The organism is Chryseobacterium sp. sg2396, from assembly GCF_042610505.1.
Classification (GTDB): Bacteria; Bacteroidota; Bacteroidia; order Flavobacteriales; family Weeksellaceae; genus Chryseobacterium.
The window spans coordinates 125,330-145,701 of the sequence record NZ_JBHGAQ010000015.1 but is presented as its reverse complement, the minus strand read 5'-3'; the positions used below and the strand labels follow the sequence as shown (position 1 = coordinate 145,701).

Sequence of the window (20,372 nt, the reverse complement as noted above, 5' to 3'; positions counted from 1 at the left end):
CAGTCTAAAGAAAAGTAAAAAGTTTAAATGACTTCGAAATAATAACAACGATGAGGTGAAAAATTTCATAAATCTTTATAATTTAATCCTTTAAAATAATTTTAAGCGGTTGCTATAGTCTGAATTGTTACATAAGGCATTCATAAAATGATTCTATGGAATTATAATGTTTTAAACATCTTCCGAAAGTATAAATTCCTCGTCTTTTATATTTAATTTTTTTATCTAATGTATAATACATAGGTGTATAATTTTTAAGACATAAAACGCTGTAATTAGTTTAATCTTCCCAAAAAATCGCAGGAAATAAATCCAGATTCAGATATAAATTTTCCGGACATCTATCTAGCGAACTCTTTTCACCGAAAACTGGGTGATGGGTGCTGCGCCCGAGCTCCCCGAGCTCTGGTTGAAAATCGTAATCCCCGCCATACTGTTTCCCATGCGGAAAGAATAGAGGTCAGAAGTAACCAGATCTACTGAACAGAATAAGGTATAGGTCTGCAGGCCTCCCGTAGGTGCCGAAAAAGTATCATTTACACGGGTTACCCATTTACCTGTGGTATCATCCCATAAGCCGATAACAGGATAGGATCCGTTATCGGTGGAAAGTTGTGCATTTATCGAAACTTCGTAGACGCCATTTGCGGAAACCCTGAACGAGTTGCCGGTAGGAGTACCTGAGTACCTGTTCTCATTATCAACGATTTCCCGGTTGAGGTTGCCGATCATAAGCGGTACAGCGGCTGGAGGCATGCTGAAATCCGAAGTCATCTGTATGGTAATTTGCTGGGCTACGCTTAATTGTCCGTTGATGGCAATAATCGATCCTGTGGTAGCATTGCCTGCCGGGATGCTGATGCTGTTTCCGCCGATGGGCTTCCACTGTCCGCCGGTGACATTTCCAGCACTGGCACCGTTCGGATTATAGAAATAATAAAACCCGGGGGTCACGACAATGGCCGTAGAAGAGCGGTTTCCGGTAGTAAGCGTAGTACCGGTAGCATTATTGTATACAATCATTCCGTCGAACCAGGTGGGAAATGTTGCCCCTCCGGCAAGGGTAAGATTAAACTGAAAATTCACAAGGTCTACTGAAGGAATAATGATGCCTTTTCCGGAATAAGGGCCTGCACCGGACTGGCTGCTGAAGCCTGCACTGCCGTCAATCATCACGTTGGAGTTGGAAATCCCAAACGTCAGACCACCATTTATCTGGACCTGTGCCTTCAGGAGACTTGTGGCCATTAATACCGTTAGCACTTTTATTTTTTTCATTATTTACTTTTAAAGATTACGGATTTTAAATTTCGTACCTGATCAGCTGAACTTAAAAACATCCCTTTTCCACTTAAAAGCTTTCACGGGCATTACCGGTTTTCGCTATGTTTGCACATGATCGGGAGAAACCTGTAATTTGAGTTTAAAAAAAAGCCTGTGGGTTCAGAAGTTAAATTTTTACGGGCATCCGCAGGGTTTATCGGCACCCTGATCGTTCACAAAATCAATTAGTTTACTACCACTGAACTGGACGGCACTTCCGGTGTTCAGCCTGATGGCCTGGGTACTCCAGTTCTCGTTGGCCGTTACGGTGATTCCTGGATTGATCGTTTTGATATCCTGGGTATTCCGGAGGATGGATGCCGGGTTTCCCCAGGTGGTACAGCTGTCTATATTCCCTGATAAAGACGCGATATTGGGTGCGAATGTAGTGGTTGACAGGCAGGCTGTATTACAGTTGGTCCCTAAGCATATAGCACCATTGATGTTACTTTTCATCAGTGCTGCCGGCTGTGGCCCGAAGCCAAGGCTCAGGTTCGTTCCTACGGAAAGGAGATGGCAATAGCTCATGATCGTTCCCCCGGCTGAAGGAACCGGTCCGGTACATCCCTCGCTATATCCGGCTGCGGGCCCGCAGCCGTCAATCGGTGTATTGTCGCCGTTCCATACACAGGCATGGGTGTGCGGAGAGCCGAAGCTGTGACCGATTTCGTGAGTCGCAGCCGAAATAGACCATGAATAGACCGGTACCTGGTTGTAAGTTTGGTCTACCGCTGCATAGGCATGATGGAAAGGAGTACAAAGTGAACCCAGGTAAGCAATACTGCTGCTTGACGGTGAGTTGATCAGTACACCAAGCTGGCCGTTGAAATAGGTCCTGTTATTTCTGAAGGCGTCCAGGTTTCCGGCCGGATTTCCTGTATACGGGTCAGGGCTTGTCCAGATATTGATCTCATTCAGGAATATCCTGATCCCGTCATTGGCAAAAAGCGTGGCGATGTTATTGTGGATCCCGCTTAGCCAGTCTCCGGTGGCATACGGATCAGAACCATTGTTCCGGTAAGGTTTATAGCACACTTCATAATAGATGGCGACACATTTATCTGCCTTATCCGATGGGGCTCCTGCGGCATTTTCTGTTAGGATCTTCGGGAGACGGTTTACAGGAAGTTCATCGGTTGCGCAGGTAAAAGGGTTTTTACCGGTAAGCGTACCCTCCGAGTAGCTTACAAAATCGGAGGAGTTTCCTGTTTTTCCCAGGATGATATTTCCCTGTTCCGGCGAAGAAGCAACGCCCATTACCTGGTCGCGGAAAAAACTGAAGGCTACCACGGACCGGTTGTTCCCTTTGATGATTCCCCGGTAGTAGAGTCCGGAGGTATAAGGAAGGGTTTCGCTGCCGTCGAGAATCAGCCTGAAACCGGCGCTGAAGGGCTGGTAACGGTACAGTTCAAGGGTTACGGTACTGTCTGTTTTAAAGGGAAATGAAAATTCTATAAAATCCGGCTTTTCCTGAAGCATTTTCTTCAGGGATTCAGGATGCAGACGGAGCACCGTGAGGTCGGTAGCCGCCTTCCTGTAATCTTCTCCACGCGGAGAACGGGGATTACGTTCAAAAAGATCGTATTGTACAAAAGTCATTTTCAGGGCATGATAACTATCCACCTGCCGGGCTACAGGTTTCAGCTGCTGGGAGTACAGGAATAAAGGAAAAAAAGCAAAGATTAAAAACCAGCTTTTCACGATATATAATCTGATCATGGAATTAGTGTATGAAATAACAGTTTCCGTAAAAATTATTCTTTTTTAAGCATAGCCCGGTTCACCATTTCTGCAATAGCTGCCGTAATGTCTTTTTCTTTGCTGTAATAGGGCAGGGCTTTAGTAATGTCTTCCAGATACCATACCATATCAATTTTATTTTTCCCGGCATATTGCTGCAGTGCTGCTGCAACTTCTACGGTATAAGGCTTGAGGTCTTTGGCATATAATGCATCCAGCTGGCTACTGAAACTTTTGATGCGGGTCTCCTGAAGCTTCCGTTCTTCCTGCAGTAACTTGAATTTTTCCTGGTCGGTGTGGTTCATCCTTGCATATAATGCTTCCTGAGATTCATTCTGTACGGGCTTGTAAGAGTCGAGAAGCTCCCGGTACTTTTTCTGCAAACCGGCCTCCTGCTGTTGTACTTCACGGGAGAGTTGCATGCGGAGCGTATCCGCAGCTGCCTGTCTGGCGGCATAACCCTTCAGCTGGGAAAAAAGAGCGGTACGGGAAATAACGGCTGATGACTGGGCAGTGCATACGGCGGGCAGGAAAAAGAGCAGGAAAAAAAGAACCGGTGCTTTTTTGAAGGCAGCGAATGCTTTACAGGCATTGCTTAAAAAATAAAATGGGTTTTCTGTTTTCATAGGGTTGATTTAATCTATAAATAAGGATGGATGATAAATGATAGGGTGAGAATTCAAAGATTTTAATCTATATACTATTGATATTTTTATACGTCAGTTCTAAAAACAGAAGAATCAGTGCTGTACAGGTCAGTGGATAACTTCTTTCTGTAAAATGTATAACCGTGGCACTGCTGTTTTAATAAGAAGAGGCCGCCGAATATCCATAGCCGATATAGACGAATCCCTGAATGGTGGTAAGCGTGACCGAATCATACCAGACCCCTCCTATGCCGACGTCATATGCCGAGGGTACTGCAGAGGCTCCGCGGAAGGTATTCCCTGATATAGAAATTCCCGAACAGGAAGATAAAACAGGGGTTCCTCCGTTGGTTGTTACCGTAAAAATCTCATCATCCGAAAGGGCTGTGATAATAAGCCGTATATTGGAAACCGGCCTGCTGAATGAGATGGTAACCGTACTGGGATTGGGGACCGGGACAAAATTACCGGATACAGAATTTGAAGTACACACCGGCTTGCCGCATAATGAACTAACGCCATACGAATCATAGGTTACCTCGTAAATATTCCCGTTTACTGAAGGCGTAACGGTAAAGCCGTTGCGGGTAACGAATGCGGTATTCCTTTGTGAATGGCAGAGATAAGAATAGGAGGCAGAGAAATCAGGGGCGGGTACCGGCGGAATACAGGAAACATCGTCTCCCTGATCATTCGCGAAATCGGTAAAGATGCCCGGATTATAGTTTACCGCTCCGTTTCCGTTCAGCAGGATGGCGGCCGTGCTCCAGTTTACATCTGCCGTAACGGTAATCCCGTTGCTGATGGCCTTGTTATCGGTTGTATTCCTATAAATAGCCTGCGGATTTCCCCAAGTGGTACAGGATGACCAGTTTCCGGAAGCCGTGGCACTATTCTGGCCGTAAGCAGACACAGCCAGAATCCAGAGCCCTATGCTGCATCTCCGGAATTTTTTGAGGATGCCAGGAATTGTTCTAGTAACAAATACAATATTGGAAGATGTCTTTTTAAGAATCATACTCTCTTGTTCATTGGTTATTCATTTGTAAAAGGAATACATATTCGGATCAGAGGCGAAATTTCGTGCAGCATCTGTAACTCCTGTTTTATCACCACTGCTTTACCGTAGTACCAAGAATCTGCAGGCAAACGATGTCTCCACTAGTGGCTGCTGAGAGATTATTGGCATCAGAATAAAGCGTGTAGTAAACATTGCCTACCCTACTTACTTCCAGAGCTCCGGGATTACAGTAATAAGCCACATAAGAATCGCCACTCCCATAGCTTTGGCGGGATGCAGGAAGGGGTAATATTGCATATCCATTTGCGTAATCTGCATATCCGGAAGTAGGACTTGCAGTATTGTTGTACTTCAATTTTATACTGAATGAACTGGTGGAGAAGGAGCTGGCGCCCGGTGAAACAGCAAAAGCCACCAGAAAGCTTGAAGCCGGTGCTTTTGGCTGTGATGCACCGATAGAACGGGTCTCGGCGATGCCGCGAACCAGACCTGTATTTGCATTGGGTTGTGCATCGCTCGAACCAATTACAGAAATTGCCGCCAACTGGGATTTTATGCTATTATATTCAGCTTCTGTTATCTTCTTTATCGGAAGGATATTGCACCGGGTTTTTGTTTTATGAGGTAAAGTTTTCATTATCATTGTGTTGTTCATTCAAAATATTGCCAAAAACTTATATAACAACATAGGTTTTCTACAGGAAAGCTGATAATCTAGAGATCATATGGCCGGCCTACCTGATAAAGGATGCTGTAAAGCCTGCCTGTCTGAAAAGAAGTGGTAGCTAAAAGGATCCGGCTTTTTCTTTTGCAGGCTTATCCGGAAATTGATCTTTACCGGTTGTCTTAATTTATGAATACAACATTGGCTTTCCCAAGAGTGAAATTCATCGTGGTGTTATTGCAGCCCGGCGTGTTCTGATAGGCTGTTCCGGCTCTGTATGAGAGTGTTGTCCCAGCCGTCATAGAAATCAGGAAGCTGTTGTTCCACAGGGCGGCGGTATTGCTGGTTCCCGGAAGACTGCCGCAGTTCCCCGGCTGATCCTGGTAGAAGAGTGAAGATCCGGCATTATCCGAATCCCTCATGACGGTGATGTTGCCGTTCAGGTATGCTCCCGACACCGAGGCACTCCAGGCCGAAGATGAAGTAGTGTCCCTGATCCAGCCGTAATCACCGCTGTAAGGTGCCGTAAAGAAGACCCCCAGGTTTACCGGGCTGTTGGCCGTGCTGTTGTTATTGTTGTTGACAACACTGTAGCTTCCGCTGCTGTTGATGTCCCAGCGGCAGGTGATTTCGGTGCCGCTTCCGCTGAAGGTAATGCCGTTGCTTCCGCTGAAGTTCAGGGCACCTGTTCCGGCGAGCACGACGCCTCCGATATTACGGTTCTGGTCTACGGTAACGGTAACGCCGTTGCTGATACCCTGGTAGGCACCCGAGCTGTTATACAGCGTATAGGGATAGCCCCATACGGCACATTTCCCGATATTCCCGCTGGAGGTTGCCACATTCGTATTGGTTTGGGCATTGAATAAATGTGGAAATAAAGCAATCAGGATCAATAAAGTAATTTTGTTTTTCATTGTGTCTGTTTTTTTTCTTTTTTCAATATGTCTTTTTATTTACCGCTTTACCGGTCCGGGCAATATTGCTGCTCCTGAGGCTGAGCTTGCCGCATTGTATGCTCCCGAATCGTGCAGGCTGCCACCTTCGGTCCGGCTTGCGGTTGAATTGTCATACCGCATATCAGAAAAGTGATGCATGTCTTACTTCACGGTACTTCTGCTGACGATGGCCATATAGTACTTCAATCGGACTGGGACCAGGACTGCAGGGATGCTGCTGCCGTACGCCTTGCCTTGCCGCTGTTTCTCTGTTGTCATGGGTATGTTTTTAGTTAAAAATACCTGTATTGCCGGTCTCTACACAGGGTTTCTCCTGTACAGACCGGCTTTACCGGCATTTAATTTTCAAAGTACAAAGTGGCGGTTCCGATCGTAAAGTTCAGCTGTGTAGAAGTGCAGCCACCCGACGACCGATAGGTTGTTGCAGCCGAATAATAAATATTCTGTCCGGCGGTAAGAACCAGTGGGCCGCCGCCGTAAGTGTTGGGAAACCAGGTCGCAGCCTGTGTCGTACTTGAAGGATTGGAAAGGCCGCAGCTTCCCGCTTCGTTCTGGCTGAATACGGTCCCGTAATAGTCTTTGGTCTCACGCCTTACGCCCAGGGAGCCGTTCAGGTAGGAGCCGGACATGCTTGCCGACCAGCCGCTACCGAGTTGCCACCGGTAATTTCCCGCGTAGGGTGCTGCAAAGATGGCTCCGGAATCATAACTGATGGCAGACTGTCCCAAGGAGTTAGTACTGAAGTTGCCGTTATTGTTGGTAATAACATGATTGCCGTAGCCTGGAAGGTCCCAGCGGCAATTGAGGTCGCCTCCGGAGCCGCTCAGGGTAATCCCGTTACTGCCGCTCATGTCCATGGCGCCGTTTCCGGAGAAGTTCACCGACCCGATGTTCCGGTTCTGGTCTACGGTTACGGTAATGCCATTGTTCACGGTCTGGCTGGCTCCGGAATTGTTGTACAATGTGTAGGGGTAATCCCATACCGCGCATTTTCCAATGCTGCCGCTGGCTATTGCGGTATTGCCCTGTGCACTCAGGAGGCTTCCTGCCAGCAGGGCAAGGAGGGGCGTTACTTTTTTTGTTGGTTTCATATGTCTATTTTTCTTTTTATTTCAGGATGCCGGGATTACCGGCGGATATCCCGGAAGAGCTTTCTTCATACTGTCGTATCCTGTCAGTTCTCATAATACATGGTAGCGGCACTGATGGTAAAAGAAATCCCGGTGTCATTACAGGTCCCGGTAGTATTATAGGCCGTGCTGGCCCCATATCTAAGCTTTTCGCCGGCTGCGAGGGAAAATGATCCCCCGCCTTCCGCATTGGGATACCAGGTGGCCGGAAGGGCTGTGGAAGACGGTACCGCCATCCCGCATGTTCCGGCTTCGTTCTGTGCAAAGACGTTCCTCAGGAAATCCTGGCCAGCTTTGAAAATACCTATGGAGGCTTTGAGGTAGGCTCCGGATACGGAGGCCGTCCAGCCGGACCCCAGCACCCAGCGGTAATTGCCGGTATAGGGTGCGGTAAAAAAAGCACTGGTCTTGTAAACCACGTAGGGCTCGCCTACGGAGTTCACTGCATAATAATTGTTATTGTTCACGAAATGGGCCGTGCCGGCTGACGGGAGATCCCAGCGACAGGCCGTCTCGATGCCGGAGCCGCTCAGGGTGATCCCCTTACTGCCACTCATTACCAGGGCTCCGTTTCCGCTGAGGTCTACGGCACCGGTGTTCCGGTCTTCATCTACCGTTACGGTAATGCCGCTTCCTACACTTTGGCTTGCCCCCGAATTGTTATAGATCAGGTACGGATACCCCCAAACGCTACACTTCCCGATGCTGCCGCTGGCCGCTGCCGTATTGGATTGCGCGGCAGCGCTACCGGAGACCAGAAGGAGCAGCAGGGGCTTGGTTAGGTTTCTCATTTTCTCAGTTTTCCCGACAGCCGTGCTTATAATTTGCCTGGCAGGTTACCGGCGGGTTTGAAATCGTTTTTCTGCACGCTGGATACCGGTGTTTTCCCACTTCCGTTCAGGCGGTCTTCCAACGCCTGGATTTTTCTGTTGGATTCTTTGAGCGCTTCGATCAGCACCGGGATCAGGGCATTATAGTTGACCGATTTATAGCCGTCCTTATTGGTCATTACGGCATCCGGGAATACCTTTTCTNAGCGCTTCGATCAGCACCGGGATCAGGGCATTATAGTTGACCGATTTATAGCCGTCCTTATTGGTCATTACGGCATCCGGGAATACCTTTTCTACTTCCTGGGCGATCACCCCCATGTCTTTGCCTTCTCCTAATGCCTGGCCCGCGAATTCTTTTCTATCCCTCCAGGTGTAAGTATAGCCGTTCAGCTGATTCAGCTTTTCTGTTGCATTATAAATCGGGGTAATGTCTTTTTTAAAACGGCGGTCGGATGGGCCCTGGACCCGTGGGGTAATTACAGTATTGGAAAAAGTAGTAATTCCAGTATTCGCTGCAATAGATAATCCGTTTCCTCCGACGCTTTGCATATTTATACTCCCTAAATCATTTCGTAGAGTTACAGCATTTGATCCACCATCAGCAGTTCGAGCTGCAGAGTTCAAAAACATATTAAAAGCAGCAGTAGAACCATTACTCAGAGTTAAACCCGCATATGAAGTAGCACTTGTATTTGTATTTTTAACTATAAATCCTCCATAATTTGAACTGTTTGTATTTAAGGAACTGGTTCCTGTAATTGACTGAATTAGTAAACCATTTGCGCCCTTACTTTGCATATTAAGATCACCGGCATCATTACGTAAGGTTGCACTATTTATTCCTCCATCAACCGTACGCGAAGAAGAATTTAAAAACATATTAAGTGCTGTAACTCCATTTGCCAATGCAAAACCAGTAAAAGAATTAGAACTTGTATTAAAATTTGTTACTGATAAGCCACCATAACCGTCATTAGATGTTTTTAGAGAAGCATTACCTGAAGTCGATTGAATCAATAGACCATTGGCCCCTTTACTTTGTAAATTCAGATCTCCTGCATCATTACGCATGGTAGCACCATTTGTCCCACCATCTGTCGTACGAGCAGGTGAATTTAAAAACATGTTTAGTGCAGAAGTGCCATTATTTAATGCAAATGCAGTATAAGAATTTGAGTCAGTATTAGGATTTAATACTGAAAATCCTCCATAGCCTGCATTGTTAGTATTTAAAACGGCACTTCCTGTCGTTTTCTGAATAGTTAAACCATTAGCTCCTTGGCTTTGTATATTGATATCACCAGCATCATTACGTAGAGTTGCTCCATTAGTTCCTCCATCTGCAGTTCTTGAAACAGAATTTAGAAAAAGATTTACTGCGGATGAACCATTATTTATTGCGAATCCTGTATATGCATTTGCGTCATTACTTGGATTTACAATAGTTAGTCCTCCTGCACCAGGATTACTTGTATTTAAAATACTATTTCCAGTGTTTTTTTGGATTTGTAGTCCTTTTCCACCTTGACTTTGAATATTCATATCACCTGCATCGTTACGTAATACTGCTCCATTAGCACCTGCATCCGATGTACTCGTAGATGAGTTCATAAAAAGCACGGTATTACTTAAACTGTCATTGCCGATCGCAAGATAAGTATATGCTGCATTACCTGCATTTGCATTCTTAATATAATATCCTGAACCTGCATTTGCATTAGAAAAAAAACTTTGATTACCAGAAGTTGCTTGGAAAGTAAGGTTTTTATCAGTCATAGTAATTATTCTATTATTATCTAAAGTTCCATTACTATTATAGATATTTAATCCGGTGGCTGTTCCGCCGAGTGGTTTCCACTGGCCGCCGGNGTAATTGTTCCGCCAGTATAAAAGTTTTTGTTAGCTGCCACTTTAATAGTGTTATTATCATCCATGTAAAAGCCACCTCCGTAATCATCCCAAAATACAGAACCTGTTCCTCTTAAATGGACACTTTTATTGGTACCGGCATAAACTTCTCCTTCTCCGATGATGGTTTGTTGAAAGAGGTGTGATCCCGTGCTTGCATAAAGCAAATTATTATTATCATATCCGATATATCCTACCTGAGTGCCATCTGCTTTATGAGTTGAAAGATAACCTGTATGAGATGAGTCACCAGGTAATAATCGGATAAATCCACCAGTACTACCAGATTTAATTACTCCCGGCGAAGCTATATTTCCACCATTATCCCAAGTCAGTGCGTTGGTTCCATTCACGGTTCCCAGAGCACCTCCGGTATCTCCCCATAATCTTGGGCCGCCGATGGTTCCGTTGTAGATCAATCCGTGGTTGCCGTCATTGGCAGCACGCAGCCTCAACTGATTATCGTTCATCACAAGAGTCTGGGTAGCGGAGTGGTTGCCGAGGTTGTCACCGGTGGCTGTTCCGCCGAGTGCTTTCCACTGGCCGCCGGTGATGTTCCCGTTGGAAGCACCGTTGGGGTTGTAGAAATAATAGAAACCCGGGGTCACGGCCAGCGAAGTGGAAGGCCGGTTTCCGGTGGTGAGGGTGTTCCCGGTGGCGTTGTTGTAGACGATCATCCCGTCGAAATACGTAGGGAAGGTAAATCCGTCGGCCTGGGAAAGATCGAACTGGAAGTTCACCAGGTCTACCGAAGGGATCACGACGCCTTTTCCCACATAAGGTCCGGCACCGGCTTCGGTACTGAAGCCCGAGCTGCCGTCCAAGAGGACATTGGAATTGGTGATGCCGTTGGTGACCCCGTTATTGGTCTGGATCTGCGCCTGCATTCCGGCAAAGACCACCAGGGCAGCGGCCGTAAGTATATTTTTTTTCATTGTTTTAGGAATTTAAAGTTCAGGGTTTAAAGTTTAAGGTTTAAAGTTTGAGGTTCATGGTTTATTCGTCAGCCGGTAAAAAGCCCGGGGTAGCGCGCTGGAAAAAATAACCATACCGTGGCTCCCGCGGGCTTAATAAAACACAAATTGATATTAAGAAAAGTTTCGGTATGGTCAGGTAGCATTTCATAATGGGCCCGACGGGTGCCCTCAGCCGGATGATGAATTTCGTTTCCCGGATCATCCGGCCTCTTTCCGGCACCGGCATCAGGAGCTCTTCGTTTTATTTTTTCTTCAGTTCTTCTTTCAGTTCTTTGATTTCACGGTGGGCTTCTTTCAGGGATTCGATCAGTACCGGGATCAGGGCATTGTAATTGACGGATTTGTAACCTTCCTTGTTGGTCATTACGGCATCCGGGAATACCTTTTCCNTGCGCCTGCATTCCGGCAAAGACCACCAGGGCAGCGACCGTAAGTATATTTTTTTTCATTGTTTTAGGGTTTAAAGTTCAGGGTTTAAAGTTCAAGGGTTACCGTTTAAGGTTGAAAGTTGGGGGTTGGCTGCATTAAGAAAACTACCGATGGATTCTATCCGGATGGATTACATAAAGCACAGGCGGAAAGCGCAGCCCCGCCTGCTGCTTAAAAAAACATAATCGATGAAAAATCAATGGTTTTCTGAATGAAAAAATGGCGCTCTTATTTATTAGGGATGATCCATTCCGCACCGGTCCAGATGGCCATATAACCTCTCTGGTAGTTAAAGTTGGCGGTGGTGGCGGTAATGACGCCGCTCGCTGCCGGATTTGCCGCTGCGGATGGATTGTAGTTGTAGACATAGACGGTTCTTCCGGCATCTGCCGCGGTAAGGGCAGGGAAGGTCATCGTAACCCCGCCGGATGAAGCGCTGGTTACTACAAAATAATCGGAAGGCTGTACGGTATAGGAAGCGGTCGTAGGCTTTACCACACCACCCCTGATGTTCTGGTATGCCGGTGCAGACGACGCACCCAGCTTCTGCCAGTTGGTTCCGTCGTTATAATAGAATCCTGCTGCATCGATGTTCACGGCCGATCCGCTCTGGGTACCTGTGGAAATACTGTTGACGTAAACCAGGGTAGAGACAGGTACCGAAGTCATGCTCTGGGCACGCTGACGGTCTACCCTCGGGATCAGGATCCCGTCCACGGCTGTGGCGGTTCCTGTGGGCTGTGCAGCATTCATATCCACCGTAGCCGCAGGTGCATCTGTATTAATCCCCGCTTTTCCTGCCGCCTGAAAACTTGCGACCACTTTATCCAGGATTTTATCGCTTGAGAAGTCGGTTCCTCCGGAGAGGATATTCATCTGTTGAGTATTCAGAATACCGACATTGACGTCGGCTTCACTGTATAGAATTCCTCCGTTTTTTACAGAGCTCGCAATTAGTCCGTTAGTAGAAAGCGGTGTCGGGGATACTCCGTCTATGATGATAGAGTTGGTACCTGTGCGCCCGAATTTGGAACTTCCCAGTACCTGTACCGTTTCCAGAGGGGCAGTAGTACCAAAACCGGTCCTGTGGTTGGCGGCATCTACGGAAAGCGTACTGCTGTCTACAGAGAATGCATTGACACCGGTCCCGGTAAAGCCCATGGTATTGGTGGCGCTCAGTCCGCTTACTGTAGTGGCCTGGGTAAGGGCACCGCCCAGCTGGATGTTTCCGGAGGCCTGGGTAAGCCCGTTATTGGCCGTTACGGCAGATCCCCCGGCCCCGGAACCCATTTTGGTCCAGGCGGTACCGTTGTAATAATAAAATCCTACGGCGTCAATATTGGCTGCGGTCCCGGAAGTGGTCCCGGTAGAAATATCGTTTACATAGATCATGGTAGAGGTAGGCACGGAGCTCATGCTTTGGGCCCGCTGGCGGTCGACCCGCGGGATCATCAGTCCGTCTACGGCGGTTGTGGTCCCTGTCGCATTCTTAGCGGTAATATCCAGGGTGGTTGCCGGTGCCGTCGTATTGATTCCGACCTGTCCGTAAGCGGTGGCTGTAAAAGCAAGAATTGCTATCGATAAGAGTTGTTTTTTCATTTTTTGGATTTTTATTGTTTGTTAATTGAAGTTGTATTAACTGCAGGCATGACGCAGGGCTTTCCGTTGTGATTGATCAATTTTTGTGTGAAGACTTCACCTTTAAAAGTCATTGGAAGATTCAAAAAAAAACTAACCAAAGTCTTTCATATAGCCATTGGTTTATAATAAATATAAACTCCCACTGCGGCCGCTCTTACAAGACTAAGAATATGTACTTGGGGGACATTGGGCGGCGGCCGGCAGGAGTTATGGCAGGACTTCTCAAATTGCCTGTGAGATTCCCTATATAGATATTTGTGTTTTACAATGTCATCCGTAAAAAGAATTTTTATAAAGAGCACATAGGGAGCATCTGCAGCTGCATGTCTGCATTTTTCACAGGAGAGACAGGAAAGAATCCCGTAATGATTCTGGCACCGGGTACAGATGAGAGTAGATTTTTTTCTGTCTGCAGGTCCTATAACTGGTTTTACGGATTCACAGATTTCATATTTCTTTACGACAGGCTTACAGGTATTTTTAATTACTTTAGCTATCCTTTTTTTTCTGCTAATCCGCACAAAATTCGCCCTTTTCTTTTTTGTAACATATGGTCTTGGTGTTGCAACGGTATGGATGAGAGTACCCTCCGCTACGAAGAGTTGTCTTTTTTTATCATAGATTTCCTGTGCCGACACTATGTTCCAGAACAATACCATTCCAAGGACCGTCATCCTTAAGAATAAATAGTGGATAGAGATAGGTTTGAAAATAACAGGCATAGTAAAAATATTTCTAATCTTATCAATAGGTTTTAAGACTATTATTATACATGGCAAATATATTTCTAACCAGTGAAGAATGTATTGTGAAAATTGTATAAATAGTTAGACAAAACTGTATAATATTTAATACAAATGGTGTTTTATATATATAATAATTTTAATTTCGTTTTAATATTTTTTTTAATGAAAAAGAAGAGGATTGTTAAAAGACCTATTTTGTGGTATGACTAAATTGATAATAACTCTACTTTTGTGTGTTTTATTTCTAACCCTTAGTGGACAAAAATATTCTGCGGTTTGGCTTACTACTGACGACGGACTTCCGCAGAACAGTGTGAAGGATATGGTGAAAGATAGATATGGGTATTTATGGATTTCCACTGAGCGGGGAGTCATTCGGTATGACGGAAATGGTTTTACTTCATTTGATGTCCATGGCTTAAGCAATCTGCATTTTATGACATTTTCAGGAGACCGCAAAAAAGACAGTATCGTGATTTCTACAGACGGAAGGCGGGATGCGATTATGATCCGTAAACGAAAAGTTTTGCGTCTACCGTATTATAGAAAAAAAGACGGAATTCATTTCAGAGGAAAATATTACGAATATTATGAAAAATCGAACCTGGGTGATCCGAGCCTGAAGATGTATTATACGGTCTCTACGCGCACAGGTACGTATTTGTTTTCGAAGAATAAGATTGTCTTCCGTAAAGCAGGATCGCCAGCTGTTGAAATTTTGCTGTCCTTTGATCCCAATAATATGAAAGATGTCTTTAGTATCGATGAACTTGTCTTTATACGAAATACAAAGCATGGCAATATTATAATGATCGAAAATGGCCGTGTACAGCATCTGGAACACCCAATGTTTGCCGATCCGGAAGCTATCATCTATTGGGAAAAGATTAACCGCCAGGTTTTCCTTATACACAAAGACGTCATCTATACAGTAAGTTATACCAATAATAAGATTTCACTACGAAAACTGATGAATTACAAAAATTTCCGAAATTATCAGTTTTATTCGATGTACTATGACCGCGATTACAAAATTCTCTACCTGGGAAGCCTTACAAGAGGGCTGCTGGTTCTGAAGCAGCTGATTTTTTATGCTGTAAAAAATAATATCTCCTCCGAACCTCCAACCTTTACATCGCTTCTGCCATACACCCGCAGTTCTGTTCTTACTCCGGAAGGAGTTGTATTCGATTCTTCACGCATTTTAAAAAGAATCCGATTCGACAGTAAAAACTTCCCGAACAGTATGCTGTACGACAATCGCGGAAATCTGATATGCTTTAAAGACAGTACTCTTCGGATTTATCCTCCTTCTATATACCGACCAATTCTACGGCATGTTTTCCGTTTTTATATTTTCAATGTCCTGCGTGCTGGAGATTTTTATTTTCTTAATGCTTTTCATAATAATCAATATGTTCTTATGGAATTTGCGGATCATACCTACTCCAAAGTAAAACGAAAATTTATAACACGTCAAGTGGTAGAATGCATACAGCGGTGTGACCCGTACTCTTATGTGGCTGGTTGTGCCGACGGTTTGTATGTGCTGGATGTAAGACATCTTACTTTTAAAAAAATAAGTCATATTCCTGTTAAAAATATATGCCGCACTCGCGACGGAAATCTATGGGCTATGAGCTTCGCAAATGGATTTTATCTTATTAAGAATAAAAAACTGATCCGTATGCCTATGGACCGAGACAATAATCTCTCCACTCCCCATGATTTACAGGAAGACCGAAGGGGCTTTTTATGGATTTCTACCAACAATGGGCTATACAGGATACACCGGAAAATCCTTCTGGAGTACAGTGATACTACATCACATATAAATAAAGAAGTACATTATTATCGTTATTCCAAAAAAGACGGTTTTAATACCAATGAATTTAACGGGGGCGGGCAACCTGGCTCTGCAGCTCTTGCCAACGGTCAGTTTGCATTTCCTTCGATGGACGGCGTGGTCTTTTTCCGCCCCGAATCTGTACCTGCGGTACTTCCATATTCAGGAAGTATTTCTGCAGAGCGATTAAAAGTAGGCGATTCTATTCGTTTCTTGAATGATACCCTTTATCTAAAAAAGGATTACCATCGCGCGGAGCTTTATATAGATATTCCTTTTTATGGACAGAAAGAAAATCTTGTCTTAGAGGCCCAGATCGACAGCACGACTGATAAGAAATGGAATGTCATCGGGGACGACAGGGTTTTAGTTCTTGAAAAGCTTCCGTCGGGCAGCCATGTACTTTATATCAGAAGCTGGATCGGGAACGGCAAGTATACATACAAGACCCTAAGCTTCTATATACAACCTTATTTTTATGAGACGGTGTGGTTTAGAATTCTCACAGGAGCCATCATCATTACAACAATGGTCGCGGTTATACGCTGGAGCTACAGGAGATTCAGTACTCAGAAAAAAATAATACAAACAGTGACCGACCGGTTGGAACAGACTGAAATGATTCTTGAAAATGAAACCTCCCATCAGGAAAACCTTTTCCAGGCTATCACCCATGATATTGCCACCCCGATTAAGCATCTCTCGAACCTTTCGCAAATGATGCTGGATACTGACAGTCCGGCTCTGCAAAAAAAATATTTTGACAGTGTGTACAAATCTACGGAAGAACTTTACAATCTTGCTATGAGTCTTCGCGAATACCGCGAAGCCATAAGTAGCAATGAGATCTTTGCTGAAAAAGCCTATTCTCTGCATGAGGCGATTGAGCGAAAAATAAAACTTTTTGCAGATATGTCGGAATATAACGCCACAAAGATTATTAATACTATAGATCAGGATCTTGTTCTTTCCGTTAAAGAAAGCATCATTAATATTATTATACAGAATCTTCTGGATAATGCCGTAAAAAATACAGCTGGCGGTACCATTGTTTTTAAGGGATATCGGGAATATCCTTATATCGTGATTATGCTGACTGATACGGGAAAAGGAATGCCAGATGAAAAGCTAAATTATTATAATACACTTTACCAGTCCAATGATGAAGATGAAACAAAATTCAGGAATTTGGGTCTGGGATTACACCTTGTAATCCGGCTTGTAAAAAAAATAAATGCAATCATTGAATTTAGAAAACAAACACAAGGAACACTTGTGATTATAAAAATTATCGATATATGTTCAAAAGAATTTTAATTGCGGATGACCATTATATTGTAAGATTGGGTGTATCCGTAGCCATTGAAACAGCTTATAAAGATGTGCAAATAGATTGTGCCGAAAATTACTTCGAAGCTGAAAAAATACTTATAGAAAAAAGTAATGATCTTCTTATCATGGATATTCAGATGCCAGGAGTTGTCTATTCCGTTGTACGGCATCTGAAAGAAATCTGCCCCACCTTAAAGATCCTACTTTTTTCTGGTTTTAAAGGAGAAATGCTCTGGCAGTTCATCACTGAAGGAGCGGATGGTTATCTCAATAAGCAATGTAGCTACAAACAGATTCTGGAAGGAATTGAAACTCTTTATACAACAGGTTCTGTCTTTCCTTCTGAAACCATGCGGGAATATATTTCACTTTCTCAGCGGATCCATCCTAAAAAAAGCCTTTCCGACAGAGAGTACGAGATTTTTATTTTGCTGGTAAAAGGATACGGAAATCTTGAAATTACCAATATGCTCAATATCCAGCCCGGTACTGTAAGTACTTATAAGAAAAGGATTTTTACTAAACTTAAAGTGGAGAATATCCCTGATCTCGTGAAAATTCATCTTGAATTCAAAAGTTAATTAGAGAATTTTTAGTACTAATTAATATTTTAGAGTCCGTATTAAACTTAGGCGGATTTTAAATAGATGAAGATTTCAAGTCCGTTAAATTTTATTAAAATTCCAGGATTTACCGACACATTTTATCTATTTAACTCATAAATTTATTGAAGTCATTTAAACTTTTTTCCAAAGAAAAAAATTTAAATGACTTCAATTGCAGAAATAGGAAGAAAAAGAATAAACATAAATATTTCATTAAGGTTTTTTGGAATCTTTTTGCCGATTAAAAAAACTACAAATCGCTGTAAACATTACATTTACAGCGATTTGCTAATTTATTTCAATCGATCTTAACCGATGGTAATTGCTACTTATTTCACTTCTTCAAAATCTGCATCCTGTACATCTTCTGCACCACCTGCATTTCCTGCATTCTGAGCTCCTGCATCAGCACCCGGCTGTTGGCCTGCTGCATACAGTTCTTCTGAAGCGGCCATCCATGCTGCATCCAAAGCTTCTGTTTTCGCTTTTACATCGTCTGCATTTTTAGCTTCAAAAGCCGTTTTCAATTCTCCGTGAGCAGTTTCGATGGCTGCTTTTTTATCAGCAGATAATTTATCACCGAATTCTTTCAATTGCTTTTCAGTCTGGAAAATCAAACCGTCTGCTTTGTTGAAGATTTCCACTTCTTCTTTTCTCTTAGCATCTGCAGCAGAGTTTTCCTGAGCTTCTTTCTTCATTCTTTCGATTTCTTCGTCGGAAAGACCTGAAGAAGCCTGGATTTTGATCGACTGTTCTTTACCTGTTCCTTTATCTTTAGCGGAAACGCTCAGGATGCCGTTGGCATCGATGTCGAAAGTTACTTCGATCTGAGGAACCCCTCTTGGTGCCGGTGGAATATCTGTAAGGTCGAATCTACCGATCTCTTTATTATCGTTGAACATCGGTCTTTCCCCCTGTCCTACTCTGATGCTTACTGCCGGCTGGTTATCAGAAGCCGTCGAGAATACTTCAGATTTTTTAGTCGGGATCGTTGTGTTCGCCTCAATTAACTTTGTGAAAACAGAACCCATGGTTTCGATACCTAAAGAAAGCGGCGTAACGTCTAGAAGCAATACGTCTTTTACGTCACCTGTCAATACACCTCCCTGGATAGCAGCACCAATGGCCACAACCTCATCCGGGTTAACTCCTTTAGACGGTTTTTTACCGAAGAATTTTTCAACTTCTTCCTGGATGATCGGGATTCTCGTAGAACCCCCTACCAGGATTACTTCGTCGATATCCGAAGTGGATAAACCTGCATCTTTCAAAGCCTTCGCTACCGGCTCCATCGATCTTCTTACCAGGTCAGCAGATAACTGCTCGAATTTGGCTTTAGTAAGCGTTTTTACCAAGTGCTTAGGGCCTGTAGCCGTAGCGGTGATATAAGGAAGGTTGATTTCAGTCTGAGGAGAAGAAGAAAGCTCGATTTTTGCTTTTTCAGCCGCTTCTTTTAATCTCTGAAGGGCAATCGCATCCGATTTCAGATCAACACCTTCCTCAGATTTAAACTCGTCAGCCATCCAGTTGATGATCACATCATCAAAGTCATCACCACCTAAGTGCGTATCACCGTTGGTAGACAATACTTCAAATACACCGTCTCCCAAATCAAGGATCGAAATATCGAAAGTACCACCACCAAGGTCATATACTGCAATTTTCTGGTCTTTGTGATTTTTGTCCAAACCATAAGCCAATGCCGCAGCCGTAGGCTCATTGATGATTCTTTCCACTTTAAGACCTGCGATTTCACCTGCTTCTTTAGTAGCCTGTCTCTGAGCATCGTTAAAGTAAGCAGGAACCGTAATTACCGCTCTTGTTACTTCCTGACCCAGATAATCTTCAGCCGTTTTCTTCATTTTCTGAAGCGTCATCGCGGAGATTTCCTGTGGTGTATATTCTCTGTCGTCGATTTTTACTTTTACGGTATCATTCGGTCCTGAAACTACTTTATAAGGTACCCTTGTAATTTCAGAAGCATCATCTTTGAAGTGCGTTCCGATAAATCTTTTGATTGAATAAACCGTTTTTGTAGGGTTGGTTACTGCCTGTCTTTTGGCAGGATCTCCTACCTTTCTTTCACCGTCTTCTGTAAATGCCACGATAGACGGCGTTGTTCTTTTACCTTCTGCGTTAGGAATTACAACAGGGTCTTTTCCCTCCATTACAGCAACACAAGAGTTGGTTGTTCCTAAGTCGATTCCAATTATTTTACTCATAATATTTTTTATTTTTCTAATTTTAGTTTTAAAAATACAATCAGTATTTCTCAATATTTATACCATTCAAAATTTTGTGACAAATTGGCATCCTCCCGCCAAAAAACAATAAAATAAATCTCTTTATAAAAAATAAATGAGTAAAAAATATGGCCTGAAACCAGTTTAAACCTACCCTATCCTTCTTTTGCAGTTTTGTCATGAATTTACCATTTTTATCTAAAACCTTATCAATTCTGTCATCCGGATAATTTTATAATTTGTTTTTTAATTCCATCCCGACATTGTATTTTTAAATCGATTTTTTTAATAACTTTAAAGAACTGCAGATGGTATCCCTGCTAAACGG

17 protein-coding genes are annotated in these 20,372 nt (G+C 43.8%); 2 read left to right on the top strand and 15 right to left on the bottom strand.

The features are described 5' to 3' along the window. Nucleotides 1-345: 345 nt before the first annotated feature. The 14 genes from ACED20_RS15950 to ACED20_RS15885 all read right to left on the bottom strand — a co-directional run bounded on the left by ACED20_RS15950 (nucleotide 346) and on the right by ACED20_RS15885 (nucleotide 13,994). On the bottom strand, nucleotides 346-1,278 hold the full coding sequence (locus tag ACED20_RS15950; RefSeq protein WP_294331765.1) for a hypothetical protein: 933 nt from the start codon (nucleotides 1,276-1,278) through the stop codon (nucleotides 346-348). A gap of 180 nt (nucleotides 1,279-1,458) precedes the next feature. After that, nucleotides 1,459-3,042, bottom strand: a complete 1,584-nt coding sequence (locus ACED20_RS15945; protein WP_378105687.1) for a M12 family metallo-peptidase — start codon at nucleotides 3,040-3,042, stop codon at nucleotides 1,459-1,461. A 35-nt stretch (nucleotides 3,043-3,077) separates the two neighbouring features. Next, on the bottom strand, nucleotides 3,078-3,689 hold the full coding sequence (locus ACED20_RS15940) for an OmpH family outer membrane protein (RefSeq protein WP_378105685.1): 612 nt from the start codon (nucleotides 3,687-3,689) through the stop codon (nucleotides 3,078-3,080). 178 nt (nucleotides 3,690-3,867) lie between these two features. After that, the gene (locus tag ACED20_RS15935; protein WP_345766329.1) at nucleotides 3,868-4,728 is read right to left on the bottom strand and encodes a hypothetical protein; all 861 of its coding nucleotides are present in this window, start codon (nucleotides 4,726-4,728) and stop codon (nucleotides 3,868-3,870) included. A 91-nt stretch (nucleotides 4,729-4,819) separates the two neighbouring features. Next, the gene (locus ACED20_RS15930; protein ID WP_378105683.1) at nucleotides 4,820-5,368 is read right to left on the bottom strand and encodes a hypothetical protein; all 549 of its coding nucleotides are present in this window, start codon (nucleotides 5,366-5,368) and stop codon (nucleotides 4,820-4,822) included. Between the two features lie 209 nt (nucleotides 5,369-5,577). Continuing rightward, nucleotides 5,578-6,312 carry a hypothetical protein gene (locus ACED20_RS15925; protein WP_345766331.1) on the bottom strand — a complete coding sequence of 245 codons (735 nt, stop codon included), beginning with the start codon at nucleotides 6,310-6,312 and terminating at the stop codon, nucleotides 5,578-5,580. A 39-nt stretch (nucleotides 6,313-6,351) separates the two neighbouring features. Next, the gene (locus ACED20_RS15920) at nucleotides 6,352-6,492 is read right to left on the bottom strand and encodes a hypothetical protein (RefSeq protein ID WP_345766332.1); all 141 of its coding nucleotides are present in this window, start codon (nucleotides 6,490-6,492) and stop codon (nucleotides 6,352-6,354) included. A gap of 200 nt (nucleotides 6,493-6,692) precedes the next feature. Further along, the gene (locus ACED20_RS15915; RefSeq protein WP_294323190.1) at nucleotides 6,693-7,445 is read right to left on the bottom strand and encodes a hypothetical protein; all 753 of its coding nucleotides are present in this window, start codon (nucleotides 7,443-7,445) and stop codon (nucleotides 6,693-6,695) included. Between the two features lie 83 nt (nucleotides 7,446-7,528). Then, nucleotides 7,529-8,275, bottom strand: coding sequence for a hypothetical protein (locus ACED20_RS15910; RefSeq protein WP_378105679.1), 747 nt, complete (start codon nucleotides 8,273-8,275; stop codon nucleotides 7,529-7,531). 26 nt (nucleotides 8,276-8,301) lie between these two features. Beyond that, the gene (locus ACED20_RS15905; RefSeq protein ID WP_378105676.1) at nucleotides 8,302-8,493 is read right to left on the bottom strand and encodes a hypothetical protein; all 192 of its coding nucleotides are present in this window, start codon (nucleotides 8,491-8,493) and stop codon (nucleotides 8,302-8,304) included. Further along, nucleotides 8,483-10,093 carry a tail fiber domain-containing protein gene (locus tag ACED20_RS15900; RefSeq protein WP_378105674.1) on the bottom strand — a complete coding sequence of 537 codons (1,611 nt, stop codon included), beginning with the start codon at nucleotides 10,091-10,093 and terminating at the stop codon, nucleotides 8,483-8,485. The genes ACED20_RS15905 and ACED20_RS15900 overlap by 11 nt, the downstream gene beginning before the upstream one ends. A 1,350-nt stretch (nucleotides 10,094-11,443) precedes the next feature. Continuing rightward, nucleotides 11,444-11,566, bottom strand: coding sequence for a hypothetical protein (locus ACED20_RS15895; RefSeq protein WP_378105672.1), 123 nt, complete (start codon nucleotides 11,564-11,566; stop codon nucleotides 11,444-11,446). Between the two features lie 293 nt (nucleotides 11,567-11,859). Further along, nucleotides 11,860-13,230, bottom strand: a complete 1,371-nt coding sequence (locus tag ACED20_RS15890) for a hypothetical protein (RefSeq protein ID WP_294230425.1) — start codon at nucleotides 13,228-13,230, stop codon at nucleotides 11,860-11,862. A 146-nt stretch (nucleotides 13,231-13,376) separates the two neighbouring features. Further along, entirely contained in the window at nucleotides 13,377-13,994 is a 618-nt protein-coding gene (locus ACED20_RS15885; protein ID WP_294222436.1) for a hypothetical protein, read from the bottom strand. A 253-nt stretch (nucleotides 13,995-14,247) separates the two neighbouring features. Here ACED20_RS15885 and ACED20_RS15880 point away from each other — a divergent pair, with 253 nt between their 5' ends. Both ACED20_RS15880 and ACED20_RS15875 read left to right on the top strand, forming a co-directional pair. Then, on the top strand, nucleotides 14,248-17,181 hold the full coding sequence (locus ACED20_RS15880; protein ID WP_378105668.1) for a two-component regulator propeller domain-containing protein: 2,934 nt from the start codon (nucleotides 14,248-14,250) through the stop codon (nucleotides 17,179-17,181). After that, a complete protein-coding gene (locus tag ACED20_RS15875; RefSeq protein ID WP_294200496.1) occupies nucleotides 17,163-17,777 on the top strand; it encodes a response regulator in 615 nt (204 codons plus the stop codon). Before ACED20_RS15880 ends, ACED20_RS15875 begins: the two co-directional genes overlap by 19 nt. A 353-nt stretch (nucleotides 17,778-18,130) precedes the next feature. Here the strand turns inward: ACED20_RS15875 and dnaK are convergent, their stop codons facing one another. Continuing rightward, nucleotides 18,131-20,023: a molecular chaperone DnaK gene (gene dnaK / locus ACED20_RS15870; RefSeq protein WP_294200494.1), complete on the bottom strand. Its 1,893-nt coding sequence runs from the start codon at nucleotides 20,021-20,023 to the stop codon at nucleotides 18,131-18,133. Between the last annotated feature and the right edge of the window lie 349 nt (nucleotides 20,024-20,372).

Excerpts from the sequence above, each read along its gene's own strand:
- ACED20_RS15925 (WP_345766331.1), bottom strand. The coding sequence starts at position 6,312 with ATGAAAAACAAAATTACTTTATTGATCCTGATTGCTTTATTTCCACAT.
- ACED20_RS15945 (WP_378105687.1), bottom strand. The coding sequence starts at position 3,042 with ATGATCAGATTATATATCGTGAAAAGCTGGTTTTTAATCTTTGCTTTT.
- ACED20_RS15935 (WP_345766329.1), bottom strand. The coding sequence starts at position 4,728 with ATGATTCTTAAAAAGACATCTTCCAATATTGTATTTGTTACTAGAACA.
- ACED20_RS15950 (WP_294331765.1), bottom strand. The coding sequence starts at position 1,278 with ATGAAAAAAATAAAAGTGCTAACGGTATTAATGGCCACAAGTCTCCTG.
- ACED20_RS15940 (WP_378105685.1), bottom strand. The coding sequence starts at position 3,689 with ATGAAAACAGAAAACCCATTTTATTTTTTAAGCAATGCCTGTAAAGCA.
- dnaK (WP_294200494.1), bottom strand. The coding sequence starts at position 20,023 with ATGAGTAAAATAATTGGAATCGACTTAGGAACAACCAACTCTTGTGTT.
- ACED20_RS15915 (WP_294323190.1), bottom strand. The coding sequence starts at position 7,445 with ATGAAACCAACAAAAAAAGTAACGCCCCTCCTTGCCCTGCTGGCAGGA.
- ACED20_RS15930 (WP_378105683.1), bottom strand. The coding sequence starts at position 5,368 with ATGAAAACTTTACCTCATAAAACAAAAACCCGGTGCAATATCCTTCCG.
- ACED20_RS15920 (WP_345766332.1), bottom strand. The coding sequence starts at position 6,492 with ATGCATCACTTTTCTGATATGCGGTATGACAATTCAACCGCAAGCCGG.
- ACED20_RS15910 (WP_378105679.1), bottom strand. The coding sequence starts at position 8,275 with ATGAGAAACCTAACCAAGCCCCTGCTGCTCCTTCTGGTCTCCGGTAGC.
- ACED20_RS15885 (WP_294222436.1), bottom strand. The coding sequence starts at position 13,994 with ATGCCTGTTATTTTCAAACCTATCTCTATCCACTATTTATTCTTAAGG.
- ACED20_RS15905 (WP_378105676.1), bottom strand. The coding sequence starts at position 8,493 with ATGACCAATAAGGACGGCTATAAATCGGTCAACTATAATGCCCTGATC.
- ACED20_RS15895 (WP_378105672.1), bottom strand. The coding sequence starts at position 11,566 with ATGACCAACAAGGAAGGTTACAAATCCGTCAATTACAATGCCCTGATC.
- ACED20_RS15875 (WP_294200496.1), top strand. The coding sequence starts at position 17,163 with ATGTTCAAAAGAATTTTAATTGCGGATGACCATTATATTGTAAGATTG.
- ACED20_RS15890 (WP_294230425.1), bottom strand. The coding sequence starts at position 13,230 with ATGAAAAAACAACTCTTATCGATAGCAATTCTTGCTTTTACAGCCACC.